We start from the raw sequence: 14622 nt of genomic DNA on the forward strand, positions 1-14622 counted from the left end.
GTTTAACACATTAAAACTGCAAATATCCTCTATGAATAACCATTTATAGTTCTTTAGTAAAGGTATTTGCCTAACCAAGAACATCATTTCACAGCTCCAAACACCTCCTTAACTCATTTACCTTTTCCCACATTCCCCATCCGTGATAGTTTTATAATACTTTAAAAACCACTATCATGAAAACATATCTTATACTTTGCCTGTTCTTATCTTCTATTTGCTTTGCAAACACAAACGAAACAGAGTCTTCATTAAAGGAAGTCACCGTCTACCTTGATGGTGCCCAAATAACCAGAACTGCCACTATACAATTGCCTGTTGGCACTTCGGAATATACCTTTCACAAACTGTCTCCTTATATTCAAGAAAGTAGCATTCAAGTCTCAGGCTTGCAAAATGCTTCTATTCTCTCAATCAACTATGGTATTAACTACCTTTCCAAACAGCCAAAAACCAAAGAGATAGAAACCCTTCAAGAACAAATTAAATCCATCAATGACCAAATTCAATTTGAAGATGATTTAATTGCTGGGTATAAAGAAGAATTGTCCATCATTCAACAAAATCGCCACTTGGGCAGCGACACGCAAGTGGTTTCTTTGGAAAAACTAAAGCAATTTGCCGCCTATTACAGGCAGCGAATTACCGAAGTGAATACATTGATCTATGAATCCTACAAAAAGAAAAGAGATTACGAAGACGAAATCAATGACATTAGAAAACAACTCCAAGAATACAATGTTGAAGAAAAAGTTCAGACTGGGGAAATCAAAGTGAAATTCAACACCGCTAAACCAACCTCCCTTAATATTACCTTGAAATACAATGTCAGCAATGCAGGATGGTTCCCTACTTACGATTTAAAAGCGAACAGTATCAATACTCCCATCGACATGCAATATAAAGCACATGTATACCAAAACACGGGTGTAGATTGGAACGATATAAAAGTGACGCTTTCCACAAGTGACCCCAACACCAACAACGAAAAACCAGATCTAGATCCTAAGTACCTAAACTTTATTTCCAGAAACAGTCATTACGAAAGAACACGGGCCACAAAAAGCTATAATTACAAATACAACCCAATGGTACAAACTGTATCTGGTATTGTAACTTCAGCTGCTGATGGATTACCTCTACCAGGCGTAAATGTTGTAGAAAAAGGAACCAACAATGGTGTCCAAACCGATTTTGATGGTAAATATACCCTGCGAACCACTGGAGGCAAAGAGCTTGTATATTCCTTTGTGAGTATGATGATAGAAGAACTCCCGATTCATTCCAGCATTATGAATGTAGCCTTGAAAGAAGATGTTGCAGCCCTTGAGGAAGTCGTGGTGGTTGGTTATGGAGTTCAGCCAAAATCTGATAATACTCCTGGTTATCAAAACAAAGTACAGGCCATGATGGATGCCGAAAATTTTGATGATGCTGCATACACGGGAGCAGTTAGTACCCTAGAAGGCAAAGTTGCCGGCCTAAATGTAAACATCAGAGGTATTAATTCAATCTCAAATTATAGTGAACCGTTATATGTACTTGACGGAGTCCCTGTCTCCAAAAAGGAATTTGAAAATATTTCACCAAATAGTATTGGTTCTGTTGAAATCTTAAAGGGCAATGAGGCTTCAGGACTCTATGGAAGCAGAGCTTCAGATGGTGTCATTTTGATTTCAACAAAAAACCTTACCGCTACAGGAGAAGTCATTGAAGAAGGCGTTACCAACAAACGTTTCGAAATACAAAAGGCCTACAGCATGCCTTCCAACGGAGACATCACAGTAATTGAAATTGATAAATTCTCGATTCCTGCAAGCTATTCCTATTATGCGGCACCTATTTTAAACGAAAATGTTTTTCTAACCGCCAAAATTGGGAATTGGGAACAGTACAACTTACTGCCCGCCGAAGCGAATATCTATTTTGAAGGCAGTTACTCAGGGAAAACCAATATCAACCCACAAACTACTACAGATACCTTAACCGTATCCCTGGGGGTTGATCCTAACGTGGTGGTGAAACGAAATCAAGTGAATGATTTTAAAAAGACTAATTTTATAGGGAACAATAGAATTATCAATAAAATGTATGAATTGGAACTAAAAAACAACAAACAGACGCCTATCGATATTGTAATTATGGACCGTATTCCAATCAGTCAAAACAAGGACATTAAAGTTGAGGACATCGAAACCGGAACCTCTCAGTACAATGATGACAAAGGATTGATGGAATGGAAAACGGTTCTTTCCCCTGGCGCTTCAGATACTTTCAAATTTTCATACTCGGTAAAATATCCTAAGTACAGGCAAGTCAACCTATAAAGGCCCCCAAAATCCCAGCACGATTACATCAACTTAAGCCTGTCTTCCGTTAGGCAGGAGCCTCTTAAGTTCCCAAGTGAGACATGTCTAATCTCCCTTGGGTAGCAAAAAAAATGCTAGAAGCCTCGTGTTGGGATTTCTTTTTTATCAAAATTCAGACTGGATTTTGAAAGCTGGAAATTAAGCTTCCGTTAACGAACCCCATTCCGTCCAAGAGCCATCATATACCGAAATATTATCATATCCAGACAGTTCCGCGCCCAAAGCCAAAATACAGGCCGTAATGCCTGATCCACAGGAAAACGTAATGCCATCTTCAGGTTTAGCTAAAGTAGAAAATAGATTTTTCAAGGATTCTACATCTTTAAAAACTCCATTTTCTAGCAAGTCTGTATATGGTAAATTCACAGAATTAGGAATAGAACCACTTCGTAAACCTGCTCTTGGCTCCACTTCCAAGCCTTTGAATCTACTTTCCGAACGGGCATCAATGATTGTTTGAGTACCTTCTCTGGATTCCTTCAACATATCCTGAAAAAACTTCATGTATCTTGGATGGTAACTTCCTGTAAAATTCCCTTTAACGCCCGTATAAGCTTCCTTAGGCTCCACTACAAAACCTGACTTAATCCATTCGGGAAGTCCCCCGTTCAACACGGCTACATTATCATAACCAAAAGCTTTAAAAAGCCACCATGCCCTTGCACTTGAATAGATCCCTTGATCGTCATAGACCACAATAGCACTATCGCTGTTGATTCCCAAGCTTTGGGCTTCCAAAACAAACTGTGCTTCGGAAGGAAAGGTATTTGGAAATTCCCCATATACATCACTGAATTTCTGTTTCAAATCAAAAAATCGCGCTTGAGGAATTTGCACTCCTGATTCCGCTAAAGAATCGGCTGCCACAGCCTTTGGAATGGTTGCGTCCAAAACTACCAAATTAGGCGCTTCCAAATGCGCATTTAGCCATTCAGCCGACACCAAAGGGCTCGGTATTATAATAGGTTTCATAATTACAATTACATTGATGTTTGTTGTTTGCTGTAGATATCGTCCCAATTCCTTACATGAGGCTCCCCAAGTTTTCCAACCGATTTGGCGACAATCATGGAAACTGCAGCATCCCCAGTCACATTTACTGTAGTGCGACACATGTCCAAAGGTCTGTCCACCGCAAAAATCAATGCTAAACCGGCTTCAGGAATGCCTGCTTGTGCCAATACAATCACCAACATTACCATACCCGCTCCGGGAACTGCAGCACTCCCTATAGAGGCTAAAGTGGCCGTAGCAATGATTCCTAGCTGAACTCCAAAACTTAAGTCCATTCCAAAGGTTTGCGCAATAAAAACTGCCGCAACTGCTTGATACAAACTGGTTCCATCCATATTGATAGTCGCCCCAATAGGCAACACAAAACTGGTTACCTCTTCTTCCACACCCAAATGTTCTTCTACTCGCTCCATAGTTACTGGAAGCGTGGCAGCACTACTACTAGTTGAAAATCCGAGTAATTGGGCTGGTGCAATTCCATTTAAAAAGAACAGCGGTGATTTTTTAGTGAAAATAAAAACTAGCAGCGTATACACCAACATCATTAATAATAATCCCAACACCACACAAAAGGCATACCATCCCAAAGCCGCAAACAAATCGGTGCTAGGAGATTCCACCACTAAAGCAGCCAAAAGCGCAAATACACCGTATGGAGCAAATAGCATGATCAAGTCAATGAGTTTAAGAATGACTTCGTTAAAACTATCGAAGAATAATTTGACAGGTTGGGCTTTTTCCTCAGGAATCAGAATAAGGCCTATCCCAAAAATTATAGCGAAAAAAATCACTTGAAGCATGTTACCATTATCACTAGCTGCGCTAAAAATGTTACTAGGGACGATATCCTCCAAGGCTTGCAAAGGACCTGCATTTTTCTGCTTTTCAGCAGCAGCAATTTTAGAGTCGGCATCACCTTTATAACTTTCCACAAGTTCCATTCGCGTTGCCTCTGTTATAGAAGCCCCTGGTTTTATAAAATTCACCACCAAAAGCCCAATAGAAACAGCGATGACAGTAGTAAAAATATAAAGCCCAATGGTACGCCCCCCCATTTTTGACAATTTGGAAATATCTTTTAAATCGGATACGCCTTTAATCAATGATGCCAAAATTAAAGGCACCGCAATTAGTTTTAGCAAATTGATAAAAATGGTTCCAAAGGGTTTGATCCAATCGGTAATGAAGCCACTACCCCACTCAAATTTAGCCATTACTAGGGCAAAGACTACCCCTAAAACCATTCCTAAAATTATTTGCCAATGCAATGCCAGTTTCTTCATAGAATCATTGAGTATTTAGTTTTTATAAGATTTGTTCAGCAGCATAAAATCGGCCAAGACCAAAGCAGCCATAGCCTCTACAATTGGGATGGCTCTTGGCACCACACAGGGGTCGTGACGTCCTTTCCCTTGCATTTCAACAATATCACCATCGGCGTTTAAGGCTTCCTGCTTTTGCATTACCGTTGCCACAGGTTTAAAAGCCACCCTGAAATAAATATCCATGCCATTACTGATACCACCTTGAATACCACCTGAAAGGTTACTTTTAGTAGAACCATCAGGATTAAACAAATCGTTATGCTCACTACCTTTCATTTTGGTACCACAAAACCCGCTTCCATATTCAAATCCTTTAACAGCATTAATGGACAGCATGGCTTTACCCAATTCGGCGTGAAGTTTGTCAAAAACAGGCTCTCCCAGACCAACAGGTACATTTTGTATCACGCAGGTCACAGTACCTCCAATGGTATCTCCTTCTTTTCTAATTTCCTTGATTCTAGCGATCATTTTTTCTGCTACTTCGGCATCAGGGCAACGAACCGCATTGCTTTCAGTTTTGGAGAAATCAAGCGCTTGGTAAGGCTGTTCCAAATAGATATCTCCCACAGAAGACGTATAGGCATTTATCGTAATTTCGCCCAAAACTTGTTTAGCAATAGCCCCTGCTACTACTCTTGACGCTGTTTCACGAGCAGAACTCCTTCCTCCTCCACGATAATCGCGAGTTCCATATTTTTGTTGATAGGTATAATCAGCGTGACTAGGACGATAAACATCCTTGATATGACTGTAATCCTTTGATTTTTGATTGGTATTACGAATAGTGAAGCCAATAGGAGTTCCCGTAGTAACCCCTTCAAAAATACCCGACAAAAATTCTACCGTATCCGGCTCCTTTCTTTGGGTAACAATATCTGACTGCCCCGGTTTTCTTCTGTCTAATTCCTGTTGAATCGCCTCAAAATCCAATTGAATTCCAGGAGGACAGCCATCTATAATACCACCAATTGCAATACCGTGTGACTCACCAAATGTGGTAAGTTTAAATAGATTTCCAAAGGAGTTTCCTGCCATAACACTATTATTTTATGCTAATGTAAATGTATTCTTAGAGAATCAAAAAATTAAATTCACAAAGGCCCAATTTTATTCATTTCACATAACAATATCTTAACAGAATGCTCATAGTTAATTAATTACAGGATAATCTTTAAGTAATATTGAATGGAGTAATTTGTATTAATCAATCCTGAACGCTCTTGAAGATTAAAAGAAAAGTAGAAATAGCCGTTATCTCTGATGTCCATTTGGGAACTTATGGATGCCATGCAAAGCAATTATTGACCTATCTAAACAGCATTCAACCAAAAAAACTCATCTTGAATGGTGACATTATTGATATTTGGCAGTTCAGCAAACGGTACTTCCCTAAATCCCATTTAAGAGTTATCAAGAAAATTATGGACATGTCTGCCGATGGTGTAGAAATCATCTATGTTACGGGCAACCATGACGAAATGCTGCGTAAATTTAGCGATATGACCATTGGCAATATTTCTATTGTTGATAAGGCGGTTTTGGAATTGGATGGCAAAAAGGCTTGGATTTTCCATGGTGATGTGTTTGATGTTTCAATTCAAAATGCTAAATGGCTAGCCAAGTTGGGAGGCTACGGTTACGATTTGTTGATTTTATTAAATCGTCTTAGCAATTGGTTTTTGGAAAAATTGGGAAAAGAGAAATATTCCTTGTCCAAAAAGATAAAAAATAGCGTAAAGCGGGCCGTGAAGTACATTAGCGATTTTGAACAGGTTGCTTCTGACCTTGCTATTGAAAATGGCTACGACTATGTAATTTGCGGTCATATCCATCAACCTAAAATGGTGGTCAAGGAAAATAAATACGGAAAAACAGTGTATTTAAACTCTGGTGACTGGGTGGAGAACTTTACCGCCTTAGAATACCAGTTTAAACGTTGGAAGGTCTATAGCTACAGTAAAGACAAGTTATCTCCCTTTTATGCCGATGAAGATATCAAAGACATGGAAGTAAAGGATTTAATAGCAGCCATCACTATCGTTGAACAAAACTCAAAACGCTAATTCCTGGCTAATGCCTGTTTTAAAATTGTTATAGGATGCAGTGCTTCTACCGCTGTTCCATCCTTAATTTGATGCCTACAGCTTGTTCCATTTGCTGCAATAATCACGTCTTTTTCGGCATTTCGAACAGCAGGAAACAACGTTTGCTCACCAATGTCCATGCTCACTTTATAATGTTCTTTTTCATAACCGAAACTTCCCGCCATCCCACAGCAACCACTTGGAATTATGGTTACCTTATAGTTTTTAGGGAAGTTCAATACATCAAAACTCGCTTTTTGATTACTCAAAGCCTTTTGATGACAATGTCCATGAAACTTTATAGTCCTTGGTTCTCGGGTGAACTGCTCTTCTTTTATATTCCCCAAATTGATTTCACTTTGGATAAATTCTTCAAATAAAAATGTATTAGAGGCAATAGATTTTGCAGCTTCCTTATCGTCAACCAATGTTAAATATTCATCCCTGAAAGTCAAAATTGCCGAAGGTTCAATCCCCACCAAAGGGGATTCCACTGAAATTTTTCCCTTAAACAAGTCTACATTTTGATTCGCTACTTTTTTAGCTTGCTCCAATAGACCTTTAGACAAAAAACTCCTTCCCGATTCTACATTCTCCAAAATGATTACTTCATAATTTAGACACTCCATCAATTCCAAAAAATCAACGCCTATACTGGTATCCAAATAGTTAACAAATTCATCATTAAACAAATATATCGACTTCACATATTCACTTTTAACTAATTGATTTTTAATTAATTCAAACTCTTTACTTAAACTTTTTGAAGAGATTAATGGAAGTACTCTCTCTGGAGCAACTTGCATGATTTTCTTTAAACTTGAGGCAATGATTTCATTAGAAAACATAAAGTTGGCTAAACTAGGAAATGTACTCCCTAATTTGTTCATGGCATTATTGTAGGCGAACAATTTTGTACGCCAAGAAATACCGTTTGCTTTTTGAAATTGGTATAAAAACTCAGCTTTTAAACGAGCCATATCAACACTACTAGGGCACTCACTGGCACAGGCCTTACAGCTCAAACATAAATCAAAAACCTCCTTTAGTTCCTCATGATTAAATCTGTTTGGCTTAGCACTATTGGTTAAAAACTCCCTCAAAGCATTTGCCCTGGCTCTTGTGGTGTCTTTTTCGTTTTTGGTCGCACGATAACTTGGGCACATGGTCCCTCCAAATTCAGGTAGTTTTCTACAATCGCCCGAACCGTTACATTTTTCGGCCTCTCGAAGGATACCTTGGGACTCCGAAAAATCCAAAAAGGTCTCTATTTCTGGTTCCTTTCTATCGGCAACATAACGCAATGATTGATCCATTGGAAAGGCATCAACAATCTTTCCTGGGTTTAATATTCCATTGGGATCGAAGGCCGTTTTTATGCATTTTAAAAGTTGATAATTTTCATCGCCAATCATCAATGGGATAAACTCCCCTCTGACAATGCCTTCACCATGCTCTCCACTCATTGCTCCATTGTATTTTTTCACCAAATGAGCCACATCCGTCGTGATTTTCCGAAACAACAACACATCGTTACTTAATTTCAAATTTAAAATCGGGCGCAAATGCAATTCCCCTGCTCCGGCATGCGCATAATAAATGGCCTTTTGGTCATACCCTTCCATCAACTGTGTAAACTCGCTAATATAGGCATCCAAATCTCCCAAAGCCACTGCCGTATCTTCAATACAGGCTGCCGACTTTTTATCGCCAACCATATTTCCCAAAAGTCCCAATCCAGCTTTACGCAAGTCAATGGCCTTATCCATCTCATCACCGTACAACAAGGCATTTGCATAGCTTTTGGTTTCTAATTCAATAGCTTTCAAAAAATGTGAAGCCATTTCCTCTACTTCCTTTTTGCTATTTGCCCTTACTTCGCACATCAAAATAGCCTTTGGATCTCCTTCTATAAATTGCCTGTTTTCTTGTTGGGTTTTGTTGTGCTTGGTCAAATCCAAAATGGTTTTATCCATCATTTCACAACTGTATAAATCATGATTCATTACAGGTACAACGGCCTTCATGCAATCTGCTATTGAATTAAAATGAAGCGCAACCATGATACTTTCCACGGGAGGTAATGCATCCAACTGTAAAGTGATTTCTGTTGAAAAAGCCAAAGTCCCTTCACTTCCTGCCAAAAGTCTAGACATATTGAACTTCTCTTCCGTTTCCGTAAATACTTCACACTTTAATACTTCGTCTATTGCATATCCTGTGTTTCTCCTGTGAATCTCTGGTTTAGGGTATGCAGCAATAATTCGCTGCTGAACCTCCTTAGACTCCAATTCGTCATAAATTGTTCGATAAATATATCCTTCTAAATCATTTTGTTCTTTTTTATTGGAGAACTCGCCCTTGGACATGGAATTAAACATTACCGTACTGCCATCACTTAAAATGGTTTTTATAGCCAATACTTTATCCCTGGTCACCCCGTATTTTATGGAGGTAGATCCAGAAGAATTATTTCCCACCATACCTCCAATCATACAACGGTTGGACGTAGACGTATTGGGGGCAAAAAAAAGTCCGAAAGGTTTCAGAAAATTATTCAACTGGTCCCTAACAACTCCTGGCTGTACGGTAACTGTACGTTGCTTTTCATTGATGCTTACAATCTTTGTAAAATACTTGGACACATCTACCACAATACCAGGTCCCACACATTGCCCAGCTAAAGAAGTTCCAGCAGTACGCGGAATCAAGGAGGTTTTATTAGAATTTGCGAAAGCTATAAGTCTTTGGATATCCCGCTCCGATTTAGGATAGGCCACAGCCAAAGGCAACATTCTGTAAACTGAAGCATCCGTGGCATACATGGCCTTCATTAAATCATCATAAAATAATTCACCATCTAATTGAGCCTGTAATATTTGCAAATCGCTAGTCATTCCTGTGCTTAAATTTCGCTTTTGTATTGTTTTAGATTCCCGACTAAATTAGAATAAGAAATCCAATTTTAACATAATTTAAACGTTATTCTTTACAAGTCGAATTCCAAAAGTCGTAATTTCGATTTAACAAATCTTAAACTTAAATTACTTATGAAGAAATTATTTTTAGTGGCATTAGCTCTTGTTGGCTTTTCGTTTGCTAGTCAGGCCCAATTAATCTCTCCAAACGCCATTGGTTTGCGTTTAGGAGACAGTGATGGTATGGGGGCTGAAATCTCTTATCAGAGAGCTTTAGGCCTTGACAACCGATTAGAAATTGACTTTGGTTGGCGTGACGGTAACCATCATGATGGTGTTAAACTAACAGGGATTTACCAATGGGTTTGGAACATCGATGGTGGCTTTAATTGGTACGCAGGACCAGGAGCTGGATTAGCTTCTTATGACGAACACCACGCAAATGGTCATGATCACTACGACGATCACGATACCTTTTTGTTTATTGGTGGAGATATTGGAATTGAGTATAGCTTTGACTTCCCCCTTCTCCTCTCTTTAGACTTGCGTCCAGAATGGGGATTTGGCGACAGTGCCCATGACAATAACGACTTAGACTTTGATTTGGCCATTGGTGTACGCTACCAATTCTAAGCCCAAACTGCCACCTTATATAAAACAAAAACCACCTTCAAAGGTGGTTTTTGTTTTATATCCTATCACGAGAAAGCTTCCGTTTATATAAGCACGCTATTCTTAAGTGTTTTTTCATAAATGGCTTCATACTGAGGTACAATTTCATGAATATCGAAATTAGCAGCCTGCTCCTTCGCTTGTTTTTTGAACAACTTAAGAGTTGATGGATCTCTAAGAATTGTCAAGGCGTTTTTACTCATACCTTCCACATCACCCACAGGGCTTAAAAATCCAGAAAAACCATTGATGTTGACTTCTGGAATCCCTCCCGAATTACTAGATATAACAGGAACTCCTGCAGCCATAGCTTCCAAAGCGGCCAACCCAAAACTTTCGGTCTCTGAGGGCAATAAAAACAAATCTGAAAAACACAAAATCCTGTCAATCTCATTACTATTTCCAAAAAAGACCACTTTCTCTGGGATACCCAACTCTTCACATAGTCTTTCTGCAGGTTCCTTTTCTGGTCCCTGACCAACCATCATAAGCTTTGCTGGAATTTCCTTTTGAATATTATAAAAAATCTTCACCACATCTGTGATACGTTTTACCTTTCTGAAATTACTTATGTGGGTAACAATACGCTCATTCTCATTGGCCATCATACCACGTTGACAATCGGTAAAACTATTTTTCTGCTTATCCAAATCTATAAAATTGGTAACAACCTCAATGTCCTTTTTTATATCGAATAAACGCAGTGTGTCCTGCTTTAAATCTTCAGAAACAGACGTTACGGCATCTGATTTATTGATACTAAAGGTTACTGCAGGTTTATAAAACGGGTGGCTTCCAACCAAAGTAATATCTGTCCCGTGCAAAGTGGTCACGATAGGCACATAAATACCTTCCTCAATCAGCATTTTCTTTGCCATATAAGCTGCATAGGCGTGCGGAATGGCATAATGCACATGCAGTATTTCAATACCGTGCAACTTCACCATATCCACCAATTTACTGGAAAGTGCCAACTCATATGGCTGGTAATGGAATAAAGGATATTCTGGGACATTTACCTCATGGAAGTGCACATGACTTCCCAACAGCTCTAACCTAACCGGTTGCTTATAAGTTATAAAATGAACTTCATGTCCTCGTTTGGACAATTCTATACCTAATTCGGTAGCTACAACCCCACTTCCTCCAAACGTAGGGTAACATACAATACCTATTTTCATGATTTAATCTTCAATAATGGCTTCGTAAATGAAGCGTTGTATTTCCGTTCGAATATTTTCCCTCAACAATAGATTCTTCCCTGCTGTGGGGTATGTTCTATTTGCCAAAAATACATATACTATTTCTTCTTCTGGGTCTGCCCAAGCATAAGTTCCCGTAAATCCCGAATGTCCAAAACTAGTCATGGATAAACATCCGCAAGTGGGACCGTTGTCTCCCAACTGAGGCTTATCAAACCCTACGCCCCTTCTGTTATCATCATCACAGTAATAACAGGTGTTGAATTTTTCTATCGTCTCTGGCTTAAAATAGCGCCGTCCTCCATAAAATCCTTTTTGGAGGTACATTTGCATAATCTTGGCCACATCATTGGCATTACTAAACAAGCCTGCATGTCCACCTACCCCATTTTCCATAGCGGCGCCCATATCGTGTACATAACCATGAATGGTTTGATAACGATAATAATCATCCACTTCAGTAGGTACTATTTGTGAATTACTAAACAGTTTTGATGGGTTGTATGTGGTATGATTTGCTCCCAAAGCTTTATAAAGATGGTCCTGAGCCAACTCGTCCAAAGGTTTGTCGTAAAACCCTTCAATATATTTCTTCAAAATATAATAAGGCATATCACTATATCGGTAACCGGCTTTGGTAAGCAGGTCACTTTCCAATATTATTTTCTGCATCGTATCCGGGTAATCGTACCTTAAATATACTTCATCGGCTACCTTGATATTAAATTTAGGGCTTGGCTTTCGCCTGTAATACTTGGCACTAGGTTTCTTTAGAGAATCTAAAGTAGCCGCATAAAAGGGAATCCAAGGTTTTAATCGCGCACAATGCGATAGCATTTCCTTAATGGTAATATTCTTTTTATTCGAATTTTTAAACTCCGGAAGGATTTTTGACAATTTAGTGTCCAAGCTAATTTCGCCGCGCTCTTCCAATTCCATTATCAAAGGTAGGGTCACCAAAATCTTAGTCAATGAAGCCAAATCATAGATGTCACCAGATTTCACCGCTTGTTCCCCTTCATAGGTGTGTTTTCCAAAATTCTTATTGTAAATTACTTTCCCTTTTCTGGCTACCAATAATTGAATACCCGGTGTCATTTCATTATAAACAGCATAGTTGGCAATAGAATCCAGTTTCTTCAATTTTTCTGAACTCATCCCTACACTTTCCGGCAAAGCATACCCCAACAACTCAATATCGGTGTATTCCATTCCATCTCCTTCTTTAAAATATTCTCCTGCCGACACTGGCAAATGTCCCTTTGCAGGTAGGGCACCAAACAGTATTTGTGCCGATTTTTCTTGGGCAATATCACTATTTTGATAACTTACAACAATACTTTCGATATTTTCAATTGATTGTAAGCCCATCAACGCATAAGGTCTGGCAAATACATCTAAAATCACATTATTAGTACGTGCAATTTCATATAACCAAACTAACTCCTGATTACTAAACTCGTAAGATTTCCACGGAGAGGCATTGGATTTATGTAAGCCAATTATTACCGTATTATAATTTTGAAGCTTAGTAAGTAACTCATCTAATTTGTCAGCTTTCACTTCATGTACCCTAGTATACTTTTGAAGCTCATTAAAAAACACCGATCCATCATCATCACCAAATTTTACATAGGCAATCTTCTTTGTGTCCAAATGTCTAATCGGTAATAGTTGCTGCTTGTTGCGTACAACAGTAACGGCCGACTCCATTAATTGACTGTATAATAAATCGTCTTTTAAACGGTTTAAATCTTCCACCAAATGATCGGTTTCAATAGGTTTGTAATGATCTAGCCCTACTTTGTACTTGGCCATTAAAATTTTCTTGACAGAATGTGCCAAGCGCTCTTCCGAAATAATGCCCTTGGCATAGGCCTCTCCCAACTTAGTAACTCCTGTGGGCACATCTTCAGACATCAACAACACATCATTTCCCGCCAAAAATGCAGCGAGATCCACATCGCCAGAATCACTGTAATTGGAAACTCCTTTCATTTCTAAAGCATCTGTAAATATCAAACCTTGAAATTGAAGACGCTCTCGCAAGATATCGGTAACAATGCGTTCAGACAAAGATGAGGGGTAACCTTGTCTAGGTTCCAAGCTAGGAACATTTAAATGAGCTACCATCACGCTGGACAATCCTTCCTTGATCAATCTTTTATATGGATATAACTCAATGGAATCAATACGTTTTTCATCAAACCCTATAGTAGGCAAGGTTTTATGGGAATCACCTTCAGTATCGCCATGACCTGGGAAATGTTTGGCGTTTGCCAAAACGCCCGCACTCTGCATTCCTCTCATAAATGCCAACGCTTTGACCGTTACATTATCGCGGTCTTCCCCAAAAGAACGATTTCCAATAATTGGGTTGCCTGGATTGGTATTAATATCTACCACAGGTGCAAAATTGAAGTGTACACCCAAACGCTTACAATGTTCCCCAACCTGATAACCGGTTTGCTGCACCAATGCATTATCCTTGATAGCACCTAAAGTCATATTCCAAGGAAAGGCATACGTTGAATCCAAACGCATGCTAAGCCCCCACTCTGCATCCATACCAATGAGCATCGGTACTTTTGACAAGGCCTGTAAATCGTTGTTTAATTTGGCTTGTCTAACTGGACCTCCTTTGGAATAGATAATACCTCCTATATGATGTTCTGTAATTAAATTTTCAATCTTTTCCCTAGTCTTGGCATCCTGACTTGAAAATACTTGCACCATAAACAGCTGACCAAGCTTTTCCTCCAAGGTCATTTTATTATAAATACTGTCTACCCATTTTTGTTGAGCAACAACATTTTCTACCAATAAGGGATTAATCGGGGCATCAATAGATATTGGCTTGGACTGTGCCCAAGCATAATAAAAACAGGATAATAAAATGATAGAAGTTAGGGAATATATATATTTCATAAGGATTTTTAGGCCAAAGAATTAATTATTAGCCAAAATAATACTTTTAAAAGGAAGTGTAAAAAACTTTAAGAGAGTTTTATAAAGAAGCTACTAACAAGTCTCAC

9 protein-coding genes are annotated in these 14622 nt (G+C 38.8%); 3 read left to right on the forward strand and 6 right to left on the reverse strand.

Annotated features, from left to right (window positions below):
• The first annotated feature begins 176 nt into the window (after nucleotides 1-176).
• Nucleotides 177-2327 carry a DUF4139 domain-containing protein gene (locus tag RBH95_RS09455; protein ID WP_307899344.1) on the forward strand — a complete coding sequence of 717 codons (2151 nt, stop codon included), beginning with the start codon at nucleotides 177-179 and terminating at the stop codon, nucleotides 2325-2327.
• A 180-nt stretch (nucleotides 2328-2507) separates the two neighbouring features.
• Here the strand turns inward: RBH95_RS09455 and RBH95_RS09460 are convergent, their stop codons facing one another.
• The 3 genes from RBH95_RS09460 to aroC are packed head-to-tail and all read right to left on the reverse strand — an operon-like array spanning nucleotide 2508 to nucleotide 5746.
• Nucleotides 2508-3341, reverse strand: coding sequence for a sulfurtransferase (locus tag RBH95_RS09460; RefSeq protein WP_307899345.1), 834 nt, complete (start codon nucleotides 3339-3341; stop codon nucleotides 2508-2510).
• Between the two features lie 8 nt (nucleotides 3342-3349).
• Nucleotides 3350-4666 carry a dicarboxylate/amino acid:cation symporter gene (locus tag RBH95_RS09465; protein ID WP_307899346.1) on the reverse strand — a complete coding sequence of 439 codons (1317 nt, stop codon included), beginning with the start codon at nucleotides 4664-4666 and terminating at the stop codon, nucleotides 3350-3352.
• Nucleotides 4667-4681: 15 nt separating this feature from the next.
• The gene (gene aroC / locus RBH95_RS09470) at nucleotides 4682-5746 is read right to left on the reverse strand and encodes a chorismate synthase (protein ID WP_307899347.1); all 1065 of its coding nucleotides are present in this window, start codon (nucleotides 5744-5746) and stop codon (nucleotides 4682-4684) included.
• Between the two features lie 185 nt (nucleotides 5747-5931).
• Here aroC and RBH95_RS09475 point away from each other — a divergent pair, with 185 nt between their 5' ends.
• The gene (locus RBH95_RS09475; RefSeq protein ID WP_307899348.1) at nucleotides 5932-6774 is read left to right on the forward strand and encodes a UDP-2,3-diacylglucosamine diphosphatase; all 843 of its coding nucleotides are present in this window, start codon (nucleotides 5932-5934) and stop codon (nucleotides 6772-6774) included.
• On the opposite strand, the gene RBH95_RS09480 is transcribed toward RBH95_RS09475, so the two are convergent.
• Nucleotides 6771-9692 (reverse strand): FAD-binding and (Fe-S)-binding domain-containing protein, encoded by a 2922-nt coding sequence (locus tag RBH95_RS09480; RefSeq protein ID WP_307899349.1) that lies wholly within the window; start codon nucleotides 9690-9692, stop codon nucleotides 6771-6773. The genes RBH95_RS09475 and RBH95_RS09480 overlap by 4 nt on opposite strands.
• 153 nt (nucleotides 9693-9845) lie before the next feature.
• Here RBH95_RS09480 and RBH95_RS09485 point away from each other — a divergent pair, with 153 nt between their 5' ends.
• On the forward strand, nucleotides 9846-10346 hold the full coding sequence (locus tag RBH95_RS09485; RefSeq protein ID WP_307899350.1) for a hypothetical protein: 501 nt from the start codon (nucleotides 9846-9848) through the stop codon (nucleotides 10344-10346).
• 83 nt (nucleotides 10347-10429) lie between these two features.
• On the opposite strand, the gene bshA is transcribed toward RBH95_RS09485, so the two are convergent.
• Both bshA and RBH95_RS09495 read right to left on the reverse strand, forming a co-directional pair.
• On the reverse strand, nucleotides 10430-11566 hold the full coding sequence (gene bshA, locus RBH95_RS09490; RefSeq protein WP_307899351.1) for an N-acetyl-alpha-D-glucosaminyl L-malate synthase BshA: 1137 nt from the start codon (nucleotides 11564-11566) through the stop codon (nucleotides 10430-10432).
• Between the two features lie 3 nt (nucleotides 11567-11569).
• Nucleotides 11570-14515 (reverse strand): glycoside hydrolase family 3 N-terminal domain-containing protein, encoded by a 2946-nt coding sequence (locus RBH95_RS09495; protein ID WP_307899352.1) that lies wholly within the window; start codon nucleotides 14513-14515, stop codon nucleotides 11570-11572.
• Nucleotides 14516-14622 lie beyond the last annotated feature (107 nt).

Origin of the sequence: Mangrovimonas sp. YM274 (genome assembly GCF_030908385.1) — a bacterium.
Taxonomy (GTDB): domain Bacteria; phylum Bacteroidota; class Bacteroidia; order Flavobacteriales; family Flavobacteriaceae; genus Mangrovimonas_A.

Excerpts from the sequence above, each read along its gene's own strand:
- RBH95_RS09455 (WP_307899344.1), top strand. The coding sequence starts at position 177 with ATGAAAACATATCTTATACTTTGCCTGTTCTTATCTTCTATTTGCTTT.
- RBH95_RS09460 (WP_307899345.1), bottom strand. The coding sequence starts at position 3,341 with ATGAAACCTATTATAATACCGAGCCCTTTGGTGTCGGCTGAATGGCTA.
- RBH95_RS09465 (WP_307899346.1), bottom strand. The coding sequence starts at position 4,666 with ATGAAGAAACTGGCATTGCATTGGCAAATAATTTTAGGAATGGTTTTA.
- aroC (WP_307899347.1), bottom strand. The coding sequence starts at position 5,746 with ATGGCAGGAAACTCCTTTGGAAATCTATTTAAACTTACCACATTTGGT.
- RBH95_RS09480 (WP_307899349.1), bottom strand. The coding sequence starts at position 9,692 with ATGACTAGCGATTTGCAAATATTACAGGCTCAATTAGATGGTGAATTA.
- RBH95_RS09485 (WP_307899350.1), top strand. The coding sequence starts at position 9,846 with ATGAAGAAATTATTTTTAGTGGCATTAGCTCTTGTTGGCTTTTCGTTT.
- bshA (WP_307899351.1), bottom strand. The coding sequence starts at position 11,566 with ATGAAAATAGGTATTGTATGTTACCCTACGTTTGGAGGAAGTGGGGTT.
- RBH95_RS09495 (WP_307899352.1), bottom strand. The coding sequence starts at position 14,515 with ATGAAATATATATATTCCCTAACTTCTATCATTTTATTATCCTGTTTT.